The organism is Pseudoalteromonas ulvae UL12 (assembly GCF_014925405.1).
GTDB lineage: Bacteria > Pseudomonadota > Gammaproteobacteria > Enterobacterales > Alteromonadaceae > Pseudoalteromonas > Pseudoalteromonas ulvae.
The window spans coordinates 20,541-38,388 of sequence record NZ_AQHJ01000019.1; the positions used below are offsets into that span (position 1 = coordinate 20,541).

At 41.7% G+C, this 17,848-nt stretch carries 15 protein-coding genes; 6 read left to right on the forward strand and 9 right to left on the reverse strand.

The genetic code is table 11. The features are described from left to right. Positions 1-143 precede the first annotated feature (143 nt). From PULV_RS00675 to PULV_RS00690, 4 genes are all read right to left on the reverse strand, one after another. Positions 144-809, reverse strand: coding sequence for a fumarylacetoacetate hydrolase family protein (locus tag PULV_RS00675; RefSeq protein ID WP_086745950.1), 666 nt, complete (start codon positions 807-809; stop codon positions 144-146). A 132-nt stretch (positions 810-941) separates the two neighbouring features. Continuing rightward, entirely contained in the window at positions 942-4,523 is a 3,582-nt protein-coding gene (locus PULV_RS00680; RefSeq protein WP_086745949.1) for an ABC transporter permease/M1 family aminopeptidase, read from the reverse strand. A gap of 11 nt (positions 4,524-4,534) precedes the next feature. Then, positions 4,535-5,410, reverse strand: a complete 876-nt coding sequence (locus tag PULV_RS00685; RefSeq protein ID WP_086745948.1) for an ABC transporter ATP-binding protein — start codon at positions 5,408-5,410, stop codon at positions 4,535-4,537. 255 nt (positions 5,411-5,665) lie between these two features. Next, entirely contained in the window at positions 5,666-6,088 is a 423-nt protein-coding gene (locus tag PULV_RS00690) for a hypothetical protein (protein ID WP_193330609.1), read from the reverse strand. A gap of 189 nt (positions 6,089-6,277) precedes the next feature. Between PULV_RS00690 and PULV_RS00695 the strand changes: the two genes are divergently transcribed. Beyond that, positions 6,278-6,955 (forward strand): nitroreductase family protein, encoded by a 678-nt coding sequence (locus PULV_RS00695; RefSeq protein ID WP_193330610.1) that lies wholly within the window; start codon positions 6,278-6,280, stop codon positions 6,953-6,955. A gap of 63 nt (positions 6,956-7,018) precedes the next feature. Here PULV_RS00695 and PULV_RS00700 read toward each other — a convergent pair whose 3' ends face one another. The 3 genes from PULV_RS00700 to PULV_RS00710 are packed head-to-tail and all read right to left on the reverse strand — an operon-like array spanning position 7,019 to position 11,707. Next, positions 7,019-8,074: an efflux RND transporter periplasmic adaptor subunit gene (locus PULV_RS00700; protein WP_193330611.1), complete on the reverse strand. Its 1,056-nt coding sequence runs from the start codon at positions 8,072-8,074 to the stop codon at positions 7,019-7,021. Positions 8,075-8,078: 4 nt separating this feature from the next. Continuing rightward, a complete protein-coding gene (locus PULV_RS00705; RefSeq protein WP_193330612.1) occupies positions 8,079-11,399 on the reverse strand; it encodes an efflux RND transporter permease subunit in 3,321 nt (1,106 codons plus the stop codon). Between the two features lie 2 nt (positions 11,400-11,401). Continuing rightward, positions 11,402-11,707, reverse strand: coding sequence for an ArsR/SmtB family transcription factor (locus tag PULV_RS00710; RefSeq protein WP_086745943.1), 306 nt, complete (start codon positions 11,705-11,707; stop codon positions 11,402-11,404). A 132-nt stretch (positions 11,708-11,839) separates the two neighbouring features. Between PULV_RS00710 and PULV_RS00715 the strand changes: the two genes are divergently transcribed. Together PULV_RS00715 and PULV_RS00720 are read left to right on the forward strand one after the other, a co-directional pair. Next, complete coding sequence (locus PULV_RS00715; protein WP_086745942.1) at positions 11,840-12,028, forward strand: YgaP family membrane protein; 189 nt, start codon at positions 11,840-11,842, stop codon at positions 12,026-12,028. A gap of 5 nt (positions 12,029-12,033) precedes the next feature. Beyond that, complete coding sequence (locus tag PULV_RS00720) at positions 12,034-12,384, forward strand: rhodanese-like domain-containing protein (protein ID WP_086745941.1); 351 nt, start codon at positions 12,034-12,036, stop codon at positions 12,382-12,384. A 49-nt stretch (positions 12,385-12,433) separates the two neighbouring features. On the opposite strand, the gene PULV_RS00725 is transcribed toward PULV_RS00720, so the two are convergent. Then, positions 12,434-13,063, reverse strand: a complete 630-nt coding sequence (locus PULV_RS00725) for an OmpA family protein (protein WP_193330613.1) — start codon at positions 13,061-13,063, stop codon at positions 12,434-12,436. Between the two features lie 262 nt (positions 13,064-13,325). Then, the gene (locus tag PULV_RS00730) at positions 13,326-14,126 is read right to left on the reverse strand and encodes a substrate-binding periplasmic protein (protein ID WP_086745939.1); all 801 of its coding nucleotides are present in this window, start codon (positions 14,124-14,126) and stop codon (positions 13,326-13,328) included. 229 nt (positions 14,127-14,355) lie between these two features. Between PULV_RS00730 and chrA the strand changes: the two genes are divergently transcribed. From chrA to PULV_RS00745, 3 genes are read left to right on the forward strand one after another with little or no spacing between them, the layout of a single operon-like run. Further along, positions 14,356-15,492, forward strand: a complete 1,137-nt coding sequence (chrA, locus tag PULV_RS00735; protein WP_193330614.1) for a chromate efflux transporter — start codon at positions 14,356-14,358, stop codon at positions 15,490-15,492. A gap of 31 nt (positions 15,493-15,523) precedes the next feature. Beyond that, positions 15,524-16,717, forward strand: a complete 1,194-nt coding sequence (locus PULV_RS00740) for a sensor histidine kinase (protein ID WP_193330615.1) — start codon at positions 15,524-15,526, stop codon at positions 16,715-16,717. After that, complete coding sequence (locus PULV_RS00745; protein WP_086745936.1) at positions 16,710-17,633, forward strand: histidine kinase; 924 nt, start codon at positions 16,710-16,712, stop codon at positions 17,631-17,633. The genes PULV_RS00740 and PULV_RS00745 overlap by 8 nt, the downstream gene beginning before the upstream one ends. Positions 17,634-17,848 lie beyond the last annotated feature (215 nt).

Sequence of the window (17,848 nt, forward strand, 5' to 3'; positions counted from 1 at the left end):
TACCGATGCAACAGTAAGAAAGTGTTAGTGAATTGTAGTGTGTTGAATAAAAACAAAAATTTAACATGTATATACAAGAAAACATTGATCTTTTATGATGTAGCTGGCTAAACCAAAAGGCAATAGCGTAGCAAAGCACCCTTCTATATTAAATCGATCTCGCAAGTAGCCAGAAGCTGCCCTTGCAACAAGACCTGAAGTCGATCTCCTGACATTAACTGCCCGACGCCTTTCGGAGTTCCCGTTAACACGATATCACCTGGATGTAAGGTAAAATATTGGCTAATTTCCTTCAGCAAGAGTGGGATTGAAAAGACCATCAACGATGAACTTGCTTGTTGGCGAATGGCATCATTGATACTGAGCGAAAACATAAGCTCGTTGAAATGTGTTGTTGGAGCAACGGGAACAAATGGGCTGATAATACAGCTGTTATCATACGCCTTTGCTTTTTCCCATGGGTGGCCACTTTCCTTTAAGCGTGATTGCAACTCGCGTAGGGTTAAATCAAGCCCAACACCCACACCTGCAATCTGTTGATGTAGATTTATCTCTGTCTCTGATGTGATAGTCTGCCCGATTAATAACGCCAACTCAGCCTCGTAGTGATGCGCACCTAAACGATTTGGCAACTTAACGTTATTCTCCATCGACACTAAACTACTATTTGGCTTAATAAATAAGAGTGGTTCTGTAGGTATTTCATTATTAAGTTCTTGAGCATGCTCGACATAATTTCGCCCGACACACACCACCTTACCCGCTTTAAACGCTATATTTTGACCATTATCCCAATGTAAATTCATCATACTAACTCTCATTTGAAAACCAGAACATCAGTTTACAATACACTCCTTATCACGCTTAATTTAATTGCATGATAACCAGCATTTTTACAACGCATAAAAAAGCCGCTGATCATTCAGCGGCATTTTTCTCGCTTAAAGCTTTTTAATGTTATCGCCGCTATCACGATCAACCAGTTTGATAAACGGATCGACACCTGCGTAAAGTGGCTTTTCTTTCACCTTTAATTCAATAACATTAGTACCCGATTGGATTGCGTGCTTTTTCAAATACAAAACTGGATTATCAGCTGTTAAATCATCAGGATCGGCGCTAAACAAACCAATATCAATGCTATCACTGAATGGCACTTCTGTTTCCTGACCTTGTCCATCAGCACGCTGCAACTTAGCCTCAACAGTCATTGCGACATTATAATACCCATTTTCATCCGCTTGCTCAGCGATCACAACTTCTGTTGTTTTAAGATCGTATAACGTGATGTGTTCAAATAGATTGCTGACAAACTGCTGTTCTTGTTCATTCGTATCTTGATTGATGTAACGAACTAAGTCGACCGTCGTTGGGTATGGCGCACTCTGATATTTATATTCTTGTAGAAACCCTTGAAGTGCTTTATTTAAGCGGGCTTCACCTAAGCGATCTTTGAGTGACATCATCACCACTGAGCCTTTACGGTAATGGATATATTGCTGATTTTCGCTACGCATCAATGGCATTTCTTCCAAAAACTCCACTGTGCGGCCACGTAAATAACGATCCAGCTCATATTTTAAGAATTTACGAATTTTATCTTCGCCATATTTCTTTTCCATCACCATCAATGCACTGTACTGAGACAAGCTTTCTGAAATAATCGCACTGCCTTGGACATTAGCGGCTCCGACTTGATGTCCCCACCATTGGTGAGCAACTTCATGTGCGGTGACGTAATAAACCGGGTCAATATTTTCAGGGTCGCGTAAATCGGTGATAAAGCCAATTTTTTCTGAGTAAGGCACTGTATTAGCAAAGCTTTGTGCAAACGTTTGATAACCTGGAAACTCAATAATACGCATCTGTTTATGCTGGTAAGGGCCAAAGTTCAATGTAAAGTAGTCAATCGAATCACGTACAGACTCAATCATACGATCAATATTCATATGGTGGTCTTTGTGATAATACACTTCAATATCGATCCCCTGATATTGTTCATGTTTGCGTTCTAATTTTGCTGACATCACAGAGTAGAAGTTCACCATTGGCGCATCCATTTTATAATGGAAAGTCCGGCGACCCTCTTTAACCGTCTCTGACTGCAAATAGCCCGGCGCTATGGCAAATTGATCTTCAGCTGTAGTAACCGTCGCTTCAAACTCAATGAACCCCACTCCTTTACCAAAGAAGCTTTCATTATAATACGCTGTGTCTTCGAGTTTATTAGCACGCTGTAGAGGCTCTAGATCATGTTGACGACGCTTGTGGCGATCAGTCAGCTGATAACTATTTACGTAACCAAAATTAGGAAAAATCTCATAGTTATTTAGAAATGTGCCATTTTCGACTAATTTAACGTCCTCTCCTGCATCGGCAAATCCGTTATTTTCACGTTTGGAAATTAGCAAACCTTGGCGTTGCTCACCGGGTAATAACGGCTGTTCAAACTCAAACCATGCTAAGTTAAATTGCTCATCATGCTCAACGAGTTTACCGCCGTCAATTTGTACATCCCATTGCATTGTATTACTACTCGGGCGGGACACCAAAAAGCGCTCTATAACTTGCTCTGAGGTATTTTTAACGACGATTTTTGCCTCTGCAGATAACTTACGCTGATACGGATAGATATCAACATTTACATTAGTGGCAATAATTGTTGGGATCTGTGCATCTTTGTATTGCACATATTTTTTCTCATAATCGGCTTGCAGTTGCTCACGATCATCTTGCACCATAAACTCATTCAGTACCCGCGTGTTGTAATGAATGTAACTTCCCGAAGCAATAAATACAGCGACACTTGCAGCAACTGCTAACTTACCCGGTAAAGCTAATTGGTACCCTAGCTGACTAAAGCGTACTTTCAATGGTTGTGATGGACCTCGATGCCATAGCGCATAACCAAGTACGCCTAAAATCACCGTAAACGCTCCCCAGTACAATAAATACCAAGAATGAGCCGTTAAATAAGTACCAAAGCCATTAATATCAGAATATAAGACTGTCGGTGCCTGACCAAAATGGAACATATTATGACTAAAACCAAAATTACTCAGCACAATTGTGCTAATGATGTATAAGACAAATAACATCATGCCGACGTATTTATTTGGGCTGATAATCTGTAAGAAAAACGCCAATACAGCTGTCATAAATAATGGGAGTAAATAGACATAACCTAAACGTGCCACATATTGGCTGAGTTCGATATTGCTATATCCTTGAATAAATTGGTTACTGACCGTTACCAGCATGCCAAATACATATAACAGCACCATCACCAAGCAAATTGCCACTAATTTTGATAACCAAAATGTGATATTTTTTACTGGCATAGAATCAATAATATCGCCCATCCCAGAGCTGCGTTCACGCCAAACTATTTCAGCACTGTAGTACGCCAGCACTATCAGCATCAACATGCCTGTTGAGCCAGCAATATGTTCTACCATCATTTGTGTTAATGGCCAGTTTGGCGTACCAAACATGCCTGTCGGGTCAACTAAAGGGGCAACTAATAAAAAGACTGTTAGCGCACCAAGAATCAGAAATGGCGCACTAAATACAACTTGTCTCACTTCAAAACGAGTGCGGTGTAACAACTGGCTGAAAGTATTTTCGCCTTGACTACGATGCTTTAGATTATTACCAAGCAAGTGGGTAAAATCTGTTTGCACAGTTTTCACTTTTTTGGCTTTTTTCTGTTTTGGTAAGCGCTCTAAGTTTCTAAACCCACCAAATAACGCCATAATCACCACGCCTACGACAATCCAAAGCAAGCGGTTTTCAAGTAAAACACCTGACATTTCAATCACCGTATTGTTTTTATCAAACATGGTCCAATAACGGGTGATCTCCCCTAAGGTATTAAATGCAAATGGATCTGCAAGCGCTGCGATAGCACGATATTCTGGCTCTGATAAAAACTGCCCTGATATCGTATACAGAATGAATAAACCGACAGCGGAAAGATACACAGCCATCATTGAACGAAAGCGAATCGCTACCGCATAAAAAAAGCACGATAAAACAAACAATGTCGGTAATGATAAGTAAAAGAAAGCCGTCAGGTAATAGCTTAAATGTGTCTCACCTAAGCGCTCTACATCAACCCAGCCTGTGACACCGCCAATTAAGGTGCCCATTAAAATTCCTAAAGGCACAAAACTAAATACGGTCAATACCACAGCAAATGAGCCTAAAAAGCGACCAAGTTGATAGGTGGTTGGATTAATTGGCTTGCTATAAAGCAGCTCTGACATTTTAGAGGTATCGTTGCGAGTTGCAGTGCTGGCCACAAAGTTGACCACCAAAAACATCGCAAACAATCCCATAATGACTAAGGTTTGTGCGATTGAAAAAGGGCCGTTATAGAGAACGTTTCCGCCGCCACCTATTTGTACATTCTCACTGACCGTAGCAAAAAAAGTCAGAAAGAAAAAAATCAAACTAGTGACATAAAATGAAGGCTGACGCACAAAGTAACGCCATTCAAACATAAACATTTTAGTTAACATAATCCGCTCCCTTAAGCCGCACTACGGTGCTTATGAAGCGTTGAAAAATAGACGTCTTCTAAGTTGGCGGGTGCTTTTTCAAAGCCCGATGGCGCATCTTCGGCCATTACATGGATAATCGTTTTACCTGCAAATAAACGCTTTGAAATCACCGGCATCGCTGCTTCAATTTCTTGCACTTCTTGCTGAGACACCGTTTTGCGCCAAATCTGACCTTGTAACTTATCAGTCAATAAAATCGGGTTCCCTTCCAGAATAATTTGTCCCGAAGCTAAAACCGCCATATTAGGACAAAGCTCAGACACATCCTCAACAATATGTGTAGATAGAATAATGACTTTTTCTTCGCCCAAGCTTACCAGCAAATTATGAAAACGATTGCGCTCTTCAGGGTCGAGTCCTGCGGTTGGTTCATCAACAATTAATAAATCAGGATCTCCTAATAGAGCTTGAGCAATCCCAAAACGCTGGCGCATTCCTCCAGAAAAACCACTCACTGCATTTTTTCGATGCTGATATAAATTGGTATGGGCTAGCAACCCTTCTACGGCTTCTTTTCTCTGGGCTGCATTATGAAGGCCCTTAAGGATCGCCATATGGTCAAGTAGCTCATAAGCACTAATGCGTGGATACACACCAAAGTCTTGCGGTAAATAACCTAAGCGCTGGCGTAATGCCTGTGGGTCGTTCAATACATCAACGCCTGCAAAATCAATTTTCCCTTCATCGGCTTGCTGCAACGTCGAAATAGTACGCATCAGCGATGACTTGCCCGCACCATTTGGACCTAACAGCCCAAACATTCCTTTTGGAATATTTAAATTCACATTATTCAGTGCTTTAACACCGTTATCATAGGTTTTTGATAAACCTTCAATTTTTAACATAATTTCAGCCTCATAGTTTTATTATTGTAAATTTGATTGAGCATATTTCACTCTAGAGGTTAAAACGATTTTATAGCTAACACTAAGGGAAGGTGATTAACGGTAAATAAAAATGATGAATGGTACAAAGCGACTCTTAGGGGAATAATAAGGAAGAGAATGATAAGAGGGATATAAAAAAGCACATGTAATATTCAGAAAAACATGCACTTTTAATATATAAAGATGAACATAATACGAATATGATTCTTACAGCTACGCATAGAGATTCAACGTGCTTTCATGCCCACTTTTATATACTGCGATCAAGCTTTGTTGGTGTGCTTTATGCTCTTTAGCGACAAAAGCTTGGCGAACATCTTCATTATTTTTGAGGATATACGCTTCAGTTAATGATAATTTGCCATTGTTAAGATTACTCACCGCTTGATAAGTCGCGATAGATTTTTTGACCTCAACAAATTGCGCCAACTTTTCACCTTGATTAGGCAGACTAGGCTGATTGGGCTCCATCGGGTGCATAATATCATCAGCCCGAAGGTTCATTCGAGCTTGCGACGAAATATTAACCGTCTCACTCGATGCCATCGCCTTATTATTGACAGGCTGTGTCAGCTGACTAGGTGTTGATGAACCAATCATTGGCAAATTAGTTGTCATTGAATTGATATTTATCATTCGAGTCACTCCCGTTTCATTGATGTTGATAGCATATAAAAATCATCTGAATAGAAAGTGAACACCGCTCAAAATTCACTCTATTGAGCGCCTTGTTTAGAGTTATTCATCTAGATTTAATACTTGCGTGTGCTGATTAAGCTCGGTATAAAACGGCTAAACTCAATACAAATTAGAAGCGAAAAGCCAATGAAAGATCACCAAAATGTGCCACTGAACGACTTTATCGAATACCCAGTAAACGAAATGCAAACACGAGCGAATGACTTTCTCGCTAACAGCCAACGTCGCCATTCTATTCGTTCATTTTCCGACAGAGCAGTACCAAAAGAAGTCATCGAAGCATGTATAAAAGCGGCAGGCACTGCGCCAAGTGGTGCCAATCATCAACCTTGGCATTTTGTGGCAATTAATAGCCAAGATGTGAAACAGAAAATCCGCCAAGCAGCTGAAGATTTAGAGCGTTCTTTTTATGAAGGCCGAGCCGGCGAAGAATGGCTGGATGCACTCAAACCATTAGGCACAGATGCCAACAAACCTTACCTAGAGCACGCGCCGTGGTTGATTGCTATTTTCAGCCAAAAGAAAGGCGGCATTCACGCCGAAGATAAAAATACCAATTATTATGTCCATGAGAGCGTAGGTATTGCTACAGGATTTTTAATTCAAGCACTGCATCATGCTGGTCTAGTAACATTGACACATACACCTAAACCGATGAGCTTTTTAAGTGATATTTGTGGTCGTGACCGTGATAATGAGCGCCCTTATATGCTGTTAATTGCAGGCTACCCAGCAGCTGACGCCACAGTGCCAGAACATGCTTTGGTCAAAAAAGACATCGCGGAAATCGCTACTTTTTTATAAAAATCAACGTAAAAAGCTGTATATACAAGTAATCAACACATCAGTATTGATTACTTGCTACTTTTACTGGCGTGCAATTAAATCCCCTACAGCCAAGCCAGAAATAACCACAACATGTTGATTATCGACAGATTGCCCAGTACGAATATAACGGCGCTCTAACAAACCGTTATTAACTACCTGAACCATTTCTAATTGCCCATATGGGATCACTAATGACGAAGGGATGACTAACTGCTGTTCACGCTGCGCGGGCAACTTAACTTTGCTATACATGCCCGGCATTAATCGCCTATCTTGACTAATATCTAACTTGACTAAAAAGCTACGTGCGCTGCTATCAGCAACAGGCACAATTTCGGCAATCGTCGCTGTTGTCATCAATCCTATTGATGCAACCTCAACATCTAACGTTTGGCCAATGCCCAACTGCACCGCTTTTTGCTCACGAACAGAAGCTTCAATTTGCATTGAGGCCGGGTTATAAATAGATAATAACACTTGCCCAGGGCTTACCATGTCACCCGGCTCGGCCATTCTGTCGACTACTTTCCCATCAATCGGTGACACTATTTGGCTATAAGACAACATCACTTTCGCTTGCGCCAATCCTTGTTCAGCACGTGTTTTACTGGCACTTAATTGTTCAAAATCTGTTCGCGCTTCATCTAAATCGTTAACAGCAATGAGCCCTTCAGCTTGTAACTTCATCGCTCGGGTTAACTGCAAGTGAGCTTGTGTTAATTGTGTATTCACCACTGCTAACTGAGCTTGAGCTTGCGCCACTTGCGTTTGTAACTCGTTATCATCCAAGGTCATTAACATATCACCTTGGCGAACTATTTGCCCCGCTCTCACTTTTAAGTCACTGATGGGCGCTAAAATACGACTCGATACTAGTGTATTTTGCTGAGCAATAATGGTCGCGGGGACATTTTCTGATTCAGCAACTGGCTGAAAGGTAACCGAGTAGGTGTCTCCTGAAAATTCTGTTTTAGGTAGCAACACCTCAGGGGTTATTTTATGGTTAAACAGTCCGGCCATCGCTGCAATCATCACCAACAAGCCAGCTATTGCAATGAGTGGCATCAACCACTTTTTGTTTACTGAAACTGTCACACTCTCACTCCTTCACAACGTGATTGACCGATGAGTCAAAAACTAAAAAATACACCAAAGGCACAACAAATAATGAAAATAATGTAGACGCAATAATGCCAAAAATAATCGCCAAAGCGAGCCCACTAAATACAGGGTCCAGTGTGATCACTAAATTACCCAATAAAGTTGTGCCAGCAGTGAGTAAAACAGGCCTAATTCTGACCGCTCCAGCTTGCACAAGGGCTTCTTTAATCGCCATACCTTGATTACGCGCCAAAGAAATAAACTCAACTAGAATTAATGAATTACGCACCACAATTCCCGCCAAAGCAATCATGCCGATCATCGCCGTTGCGGTAAATAATACCGGCTCTGGGGCGCCCACTATGACCCGATCGCCAAATTGATTCATCAACCAAAAACCAGGCATGATACCGATAATAGTCAATGGAATAGCCGACATAATAATCAACGACAATGCCACCGACTGAGTCTGTAACCTAAGCAAAATAAAAATAGCCGTCAGCGCAAATGCAAACGCAATCCCCATATCACGAAAAACACGAATCGTGATCCGCCATTCACCTTCCCCACTAAAACTCAAATGTGTACCTTTGGGCAATTGCCACCAATCATTCGCGCCAGCATTGAGGTAATGCCGATTTTGCCAGTCAAGATTAACTGACTCTGATTGCAAAGGTGGTGCAGTGACTAAATCATGACTGAGGTCGCTAATTACTTCTGCGGGGGTGCGTCCGTTGAGTTCAGCCATTACATAAATCACTTTTTTAAGATCTTTGCGCATAATCACTTGCTCACTTTGATACACTTCAAACTGCCCAAGTTCTGATAACGCAACAAGCGGCTGAGGAGCTGTTTCTAAGCCAAGCCCTTGCTGCGTATAACTCATGCCCGCACGGCCTTTTACTTGCAAACTCAATAAGGTGGCCAGTTGATTGCGTTCGCTATAAGGCAATTGAAGATTGATTGTTAAGGGTTCGCTCTCGGTAGGTACATAAATAATTCCGCCAGTTACTCCACCACTGGCCAACTGCAAGGTTTGCTTGATATCTTGCTTTGACACCCCAGATAACGCGGCTTTTTCTTGATCAGTGACAAAGCGGTAAATAGCTTGCTCTGCCGTTAATGTTGAGTCCACTTCGACAACATGTGGCTCACGTTTGAATCGGGCCATGACTTGCTGAGCAGCTTGACGGTGTAAATCAGCTCCAACAAATGGATCTGCATATATTTCTGCTACCAGCGTGCTCAGTACAGGTGGGCCGGGCGGAACTTCAACCACCTTAATCACCACTCCGTTTTGATTTAGGTCAGCCAGTAAAGCACGCATCCGCAAGACTACAGCATGAGATTGATGCTCACGCTCGCTTTTATCAACTAACAACACCCGCACCTCAGCTAAATGAGCGGCTTGGCGTTGATAATAACGCCTAACCATTCCGTTAAAATCAATCGGTGAGGGCTCACCAACATAAGCTGCTAGCGTTGTCACCTCAGGGAATGCTTTCAGGCGCTGAACAACTGTTTGCGCCAAGGCTGCACTTTGCTCTAACGTGGCAGATTCGGGCAAATCAATTAACACCTGCACTTCATTTTTGTTGTCATATGGTAATAATTTTAATGGTACCGCTCTAAAAATAGGTAATGCCGCACTCACTATAAATAAAACCAGTACTAACCAGAGCCCGAGCTTTGCACGTCGTTTATTTACAAGTAACGGCATCAGCAAGCGACCATACAAGCCACCACCAGACACTTGTTCATCGTTGCTTAACACCTCGCCCGGTTTAAGCAATTTAGCCGCTAACCACGGCGTGACTAAAAAAGCGACTAAGGTCGAAACAAGCACACTAACAGGAACATTAAATGCCATGGGTGCCATATAAGGCCCCATCATTCCGGTGATATAAGCCAGTGGAATAAAAGCCAACATAATGGTCAGCGTCGACATTACCAACGCCCCCCGAATTTCAGACATCGCAGCAACGATATTGGACGTCTTATCGCCTTTTTTGTTTAAAAATCGCGAGATATTATCAATGCCCGTAATTGGATCATCAACCAAGAGTCCAAGTGACAAAATCAATGCAAACAGCGTGACTCGATTGATGGTGTATCCCAGCGCCATATCCAAAAATAGCGTGATGCCGTAACAAATTGGCACAGCTAAACCAACCACTATCGCAGGGCGCCAACCTAAGAACACGCCAACAAAAATCACCACGGTCAAAACCGCAAATGCCAAGCTTGAGGCTAAATTATTGACTTTCTCGTCCGCTGTTTGACCATAATCTCTTAAAATCTGATACTGCACTTCGGGCGGTAAAAAAGTGCGCTTTAACTCAGCCATTTGCGCAATAACAGTTTCAGTCAAGGCAACTGCATTACTGCCTGCTTGCTTGGCAACACTAATCGTCACCATAGGGTATTGTTGGTCAAATTGAGCAAGCGATTGATGATGGGTGTTGAAGCTTAACCATTGATACTGAGCAGGCTCAGCGGGGCCATCGATGATTGTTGCCAACTCATTAAGATAAACCGCTTTCCCATTGATAACATTGACTACTAGCTGACCTAGCTGCTCAGCGGTTCGCAGCACATCACCCGCTTCTACCACAACAGAGTGCGTGCCTGTGACCTGTTGACCAACCTGCGCTAATTGATTTGAGACACTCAGAGCATTGAGGATATCGGCCATCGTGGTATTGCGCGCAGCCAAAGCTGTGGTGTCTATTTGCACTTGCACCTGACGCTTTCGTCCACCAACCACGTTGACTTCACTGCTATCGGCAATGGCTTGTAAATCGAGCGCGATTTCATCTGCAAAGCGGCGCAATTCAAAATCACTATAAAGCTGTGGCGCATCACTCCACAGCCCAAGCATCATCACAGGCACATCATCCACTTCAATCGGCTTGACTTGCCAATTGCTGACAATGCTAGGCATCGAGTCTTGGTTGGCATGGAGCTTATTGTAAGTATTTAAAATAGCATTTTCACGATTCTCACCGACATAAAACCTAAGAGTGACTGCAGCCCTCCCTTGCGATGTGCTTGAGTAAACATGCTCAACACCAGGGATCTGCGCAAGTAGTTTTTCAAGCGGGATCGTGACTTGTCTTTCAACTTGAGTGGCACTGACATTCGGAACTTTAACCAAAATATCCAGCATAGGGACGACAATTTGTGGCTCTTCTTCACGCGCTGTGAAATTAAGTGCCAAAGCTCCTAAAATCAACGCAGCTATGAAGATTAAAAGCGGCAATCCACCTTGCAGAGACTTAGCTATCGCTTTATCAAACGGATTATTAAACTTCGCCACCGCTAGTTTCCTTGGCAAAAAATCTGATAAAGCTGCGATAAAATTGCCACTACCCGCGGATCATCAACACGATAATAGATTGTTTGAGCTTCACGACGAGTCGAAACAAGCCCTGATTTTCGTAAACTCGCAAGATGCTGAGATAAGGCTGATTGCGCTAAAGGCACTCGACTGTTCAATTGAGAAACACTCAACTCACCTTGTTGTAACGTGCATAAAATCATCAGCCGATTTTTGTTTGCCAATAATTTTAAAAACGCCTCAGCTTGTTCTGCATTTTGCGTTAGCTGCGCCATATCTAGTTGCATTTTACCCCTCCACTAATCAAGTGATGTGAGTATAGATAGATACATTAGAAAAGTCTAATATTAGTAATTGCTAAATTAATAAAAACTAATATACTGAAAATAACATCGATTCTTACACATGAGGATTTAGTTATGACAGTTAACGATGCGTTACGACTGATTGCAGGTATGATGATTATTGTTTCTGTATTACTCAGCTATTTTATCCACCCATACTGGGTCTTTTTCACTTTGTTTATTGCCCTAAACTTAATCCAGTCGGCATTTTCAAAGTGGTGCCCTATGATTAGCTTTCTTCGCTCTCTTGGATTTAAGGATTAGCAACTATGCTCAAAACAATACCTGATTTAATCACTGAAGTAGCGGCCACGACTCGCCGTATTACCGCTGCACAAGCTAAAACTGAAATGGCTGATAATAACGGCTTACTGATCGATGTGCGTGAACCAGCCGAGCATGCTGCCATGCCTGCCTATGGCGCGATAAATATCCCGCGCGGTTTATTAGAAATGAAGTTGATGGAAATCGAAAAAGATCCAGCAAAACCTATATACCTTCACTGTGCAACCGCAGCTCGTGCGACGTTAAGTGCTGAGCAACTAACACGTATTGGCTATGAAAATGTTACTGTGATTACCTGTAAAGCACCTGACATTCAAGCAACTTACCAACCATAAAAAAAGCCAATGTACCTGTGTACATTGGCTATTTTCAATGATCGAATAATTAAGCTTTATTAGGCACTATTTGAATTTCAACTCGACGATTTAACGCTCGACCTGAGGCCGATTGATTACTCGCTATTGGGCGAGACTCACCTAATCCCATTGTCGCAATTCGCGCAGCTAAAATTTGTTGATTCAATAAATAGTTTTTAACACTCAAGGCACGTTGCTCTGAAAGAGCTTGGTTATACTCTGTTTTACCTGTGCTATCGGTATGCCCTTCAATGCTCAAATACGTTTTTTCATATTTGTTCATCACTTTAGCAATCGCATCTAATGTGCCATGAAAGCCGCTAGAAATATAAGACTGATCCGTCGCAAACGTAATATTCGATGGCATAACAAGACGAAGGTTATCACCCTCTCGAATCACTTCTACACCAGAGCCCGCGAGCTCATCACGAAAAGCTTGCTCTTGCTGATCCATATAGCTACCAATAGCAGCTCCAGCAATCGCCCCAATTGCAGCACCATACACTAAACGCTTATCTTTATGATTACTGGTTGATTTTCCGAGGATAGCCCCAGTCACGGCACCGATTGCGGCCCCTTTTTCTGCATTTGTTGACGCACAGCCGCTCAAAATTAATGGCAAAATTATTGCTGGGAGGAGTAGAGTTGCTTGTTTCATATGTTTTTTCTCATGTATATACAAGTGTGATGACCTATTATGCCGTAATTTGATTTGGCAAACAGGTAATTTAATGTCACTGAGTGTAATCAATTAAGCTGAATAGAAAATGAAAGGGAAATGATATTCTGAACAACAAGTACTCGAAAAGTAAATCACTGCAGTTTAAAATAGGCTCTAGTGAACTTGCACACTCGCCACGCGTAATTTGTATTTATCTCGAACAAGATTCAACCAGTAAAGATCAACATCCCTAAAAAGGTTAATTTACACTTTGCGAAGCATCGGGCGTAGCAATAATTGGCAAGTTATATCGAGCTAAGATCTCATCAAAACGCCCTTGCTGTGCAAATCGTTGATAAGTTATTTTAAATTTGTCCGCTAATGGACTCGCAGCAAACTTTTTAGACATCACTGCATGACCTAAAATCTCATCTTTATAGCGATATTCCAGTTTCTTTAGGCGTTGAGAAGGTTGATTTAACACTCCCATACTTTGATCTGCGGTTGCTTCAACTGAAATCGCCAAGTCAACCCGCCCTTTAAGTAGCATTTCGACGACAATCCGCTCTGTATCTAAAGGCACTTTTTGCAAAGCCTTATCTTGATCAAATTTGGGGAAATAAGCGGCACCTCGCATCACAGCGATGCGTTTATTACTCAGTTGTTGATAATTATCGACTTTTATATCGCTGTTATGCAGGGCGTAAAAAACAAACGATGAATGCAAGACCATATAAGCCGGATAAACATATTCAAGCTCTTGCGCTCGATCTTCTGTATAAATGAGCTCACCCAGTAAGTCGATCTCGCCCTCTTTCACCATCTTTAAACATCTTGGGAATGGACAAGGGATAATCTGCAAAGAAAAATCCAACTCTTTTGCAAGTACATCTAATATATCAATAATTAAGCCAGAAGGCCTAGCTTGGTTGTCTGCATACGACAAAGGCGGCGCGTGATGAATACCGATAGAAATTCGCTGAGGAAAGTTTTGCTGAGCATACGTAGCCCCGCAAAAAAATAACAAGATTACAAAAAGTCGAATAAAGGTGTTTATCACTTAATCATTATCCTCTAGATAAATGCCAACATCCTTTTACTACTCGCTGTGGTCAATTTTGATTTTAATACACTTACCTGTGTTTGTCTTTATCTGGATCTGGTTAATGAGGAACAATTTAGCGCCTGCCTATGCTGACTCTTTTTATGACAATTAACGTTTACGACTTTTCATTAAAAGCAAATAAAGTAAGATGTTACCTACACAACATTGAGCGAAAAGAGCATTCATGAATACGCTTAAAATTTTTGGGTTATTTTTAAAACTGGGTTGCGCAAGCTTTGGTGGCCCTGCAGCACATTTAGGTTTTTTTCAACAAGTGTTTGTGGAACAAAAACGTTGGCTAACCACCGAACAATACGCCCAACTCATCGCGTTATCGCAGTTTTTGCCCGGGCCTAGCTCAAGCCAGGTCGGATTTGCGATTGGCTTACATAAAGGCGGCATACTGGGCGCTTGCGCTGCATTTGTAGGGTTCACGCTTCCTTCATTTTTACTCTTGTATTTTTTAGCCACAGTACCAAATAGCGATAACGCCTATTTACTGGCCGCAACAACGGGGTTAAAGCTTTTTGCTGTAGCCGTTGTGCTCGATGCAGTGATCACTATGGGTAAAAATTTTTGCACCACTCAAACTTCAGTGCTTGTATGCCTACTAACCACCGTTATGATTCTGGTCATCCCCCATCCACAAACGCAGCTACTAGCCCTATGTTGTGCAGCCGTATTTGGTTATGTGACTTGCAAAGAGCAATCCGCGTCTCCTATTAGCCTAAAAGCCCTACGCCCCAACAAAGTCCCTCTTTTATTATTTATAATATTGAGCGCTGCGGCCTTGTTCGCTTGGGATGATTTAAGCCAATTAATTGCCTCTTTTTATTATGCAGGCTTATTTGTATTTGGTGGCGGCCATGTCGTTTTGCCTCTTTTACAAGCGGCTGTACCGCACGTCTCTGAGGACAGTTTTTTAGTTGCCTACTCTGCTGCGCAGGCTGTACCGGGCCCAATGTTCAGTATCGCAACATATTTAGGTGCCATTGCCGAGCCCACGAATGCGCTATTGGTCGCGACACTTGCCACGTTAGCTATTTTCTTACCTGGCTTTTTATTGCTATTAATTGTACGTGAAAGTTGGCACACACTGAGTCAGCACCCTCGATTTGCTCATGCGATGTCACTGGTCAATGCGTCCGTTGTTGGGTTATTGTTAGCCGCGCTTTACCAGCCAATATTTACTTCTTCAGTTCAGCAACCACTAGATTTAGCGATTGTTTTAATTGGTTTTATTTGTTTACGATTTTTAAAAGTTAAAATACTGTTTTTGGTACTCGCCTTTGTTACACTGGGCTTTGTATTGCACCAATAAAAAGCGATAAACGCAGTCATCAGGAAAAGTCGTGTTTGAACTAATTCGCCAGCATCGGGTATTAATCTGTGTTCAAGTGTCTTTAACACTTTTACTCGCATTGAGTACTATAGGTATTCCTGAGTCGCTCAAAGATATAAATACCAGTGCATGCGTTAGTTTTCTACACCACTTTGTACAAGTTGTGGCTATACCATGTTTGCTAATTTATTTGCCGCTCAACCTTTTATTGTACAGAAAAAAGAATAGTCGAAAGCGCATTTACTTATTATCTCTTGTGTTTGGCTTTCTAGCTGGGTTTGGTAGCGCGACATATACTCATACAATCAGCTCCCCAGGTTCATTTTTATTAAAGTTACACGCAGAAAAATCCACCAAAGACACCTCACCCACTGCAGCTCAAGATTTAGAAACCACAACATCCAGCCAGCACTTAGTTAATCAAGAAGACGACGAGGAAACATCGGTCTCCTTTGGTATTCATTTAAATGGTTCAGCAGCAGGCTATGAAACCTCTACAGGTGTCGGGATATTTTTTGCTGAAATGTTTGTCCATGGTCTCTTTTATTGTTTATTGGCTCTTATTTTACTGCAGTACCAAGCACTTAGGCACAAGCATCAACTTAAAAAGCAATTAAAAAAGCAGCAGCTGGATATCTTAACCTATCAATTAAATCCCCATTTCTTATTTAACTCGCTCAATAGCATTCGCGGCATGCTTTATGAAGATACCGAAGAAGCCAAAACGCTTTTGAGGCAATTTAGAGCACTGTTTAAACACCACTTTGAAAATAAACAACATCTACAAACACTCGAAAAGGAAATTGAGCTGTGCCAGCTGTATTTAGAGTTGGAAAAAGTGCGTTTCGAAGAGCGTTTAGTGCTGGTTTGGCTCGTTGATCAAAAAGCATTAAACGCCATTTTACCAACAATGAGTTTGTTTACCTTTATCGAAAATGCGATAAAACATGGCATTACACCGCTTATCTATGGTGGTAAAATCACCATACGAGCTCGAGTTTATCGCGGAAAATTAACCGTCGAAGTAATAAACCCGATTAAACCAGGCCATCAAGCAGATGGAACTAAAACCGGACTTGCCAATTTATCCCAACGACTCGACCTTATTTATGGAAAAAACAGTAAATTGTCTTCGCAGATTATTGATGAAGCCTGTTACAAAGTCTCGTTAGTAATTCCTTTCTCGGTGAAAAAACATGACTAGAATGACCGACTACTGGCTAGCACAAGCCGTGATTTTTTTGCTGGTGTGTACGTTCCCGCTCATCTCATTGGCGGTGGTCGAGCCAAGTAAGATTTTTATCTACACCCATGATTGGGTTATCTATGTATCGATTTGTTTAGCCTGTTGGCATTTTGTTGCAAGGACCATAATAAAAAAAATCGCTCACCGACATATAGTGTCATTTTTTGTCGCATTGACATTAACCTCATTGGCTGCAACGGCGCCTCTTTATCTATTAAGCCTGATTTGGGAAACAGACAACAAATCGCAAAGTAGTTTATTTGGCAGCTTGTTTGGGTTGAATATTTTACTTAATATAATTTGGGTTATTGGCTATCGGCTCGCTTTAAGTGCCCGAGAACGCGGCCGCCTAGAATCACAATACCAAGAAATGAATCTCAAATTACTCACCCAGCAAATCCAACCGCAGTTGCTCTACCAAAGCTTAGATAAAATAGAACAGCTGATGGATACCGATCGCGATGCAGCTTGTGATTCAATTACCGACTTAGCTGAGCTATTACGCTATAAACTCAAAGCAAGCAAACAAGACGAAGTTCATTTAAAGGATGAGCTTAATGCCGTGCACTTTATGCAACATTTAGCCGATGCTGGTGATATTTTTATTGAAGAAATTGATGAGCAATTAATTGCAGATATTGAAGTGCCGCCTCTGTGCATTTACCATTTATGTTACCTGCTGAATCGGAAAATCGACCAACCCCTGCATGTGAAATTTGCGCGCGACCAGCATCAGTGGAGCCTTTCAATTAGTGGGGTGTACAGTTACCCCCGAGTCATTAAACGCAAACTCAGTAAGCAATACCCACAGTTTTTTAATCAGCATGCGCTGCTAGATTACTCAGACAATACAGTCGTACTGACGGTTCGTTAAATAATCTGGATACAGAATAAATTAGCCAACAAACTCTAGGGGCTGTTGATCTTTCGTGATGATTTTTGCAGCGAATTGTTGGGTATTTATACAAGACAGCGCTTTTGTGGTGTAGCGAGCTACACGAAAAAGCGATAACGCAGTAGAAAGACCCAACAAACGCTGCCCGAAGGGTTCGGCTAAAAGCGTATTTCTCTTTGTTGAGCAGTATTTGC

Coding starts and splice junctions, on each gene's coding strand:
- PULV_RS00675 (WP_086745950.1), bottom strand. CDS start 809: ATGATGAATTTACATTGGGATAATGGTCAAAATATAGCGTTTAAAGCG.
- PULV_RS00680 (WP_086745949.1), bottom strand. CDS start 4,523: ATGTTAACTAAAATGTTTATGTTTGAATGGCGTTACTTTGTGCGTCAG.
- PULV_RS00685 (WP_086745948.1), bottom strand. CDS start 5,410: ATGTTAAAAATTGAAGGTTTATCAAAAACCTATGATAACGGTGTTAAA.
- PULV_RS00690 (WP_193330609.1), bottom strand. CDS start 6,088: ATGATAAATATCAATTCAATGACAACTAATTTGCCAATGATTGGTTCA.
- PULV_RS00695 (WP_193330610.1), top strand. CDS start 6,278: ATGAAAGATCACCAAAATGTGCCACTGAACGACTTTATCGAATACCCA.
- PULV_RS00710 (WP_086745943.1), bottom strand. CDS start 11,707: ATGCAACTAGATATGGCGCAGCTAACGCAAAATGCAGAACAAGCTGAG.
- PULV_RS00715 (WP_086745942.1), top strand. CDS start 11,840: ATGACAGTTAACGATGCGTTACGACTGATTGCAGGTATGATGATTATT.
- PULV_RS00720 (WP_086745941.1), top strand. CDS start 12,034: ATGCTCAAAACAATACCTGATTTAATCACTGAAGTAGCGGCCACGACT.
- PULV_RS00725 (WP_193330613.1), bottom strand. CDS start 13,063: ATGAAACAAGCAACTCTACTCCTCCCAGCAATAATTTTGCCATTAATT.
- chrA (WP_193330614.1), top strand. CDS start 14,356: ATGAATACGCTTAAAATTTTTGGGTTATTTTTAAAACTGGGTTGCGCA.
- PULV_RS00745 (WP_086745936.1), top strand. CDS start 16,710: ATGACTAGAATGACCGACTACTGGCTAGCACAAGCCGTGATTTTTTTG.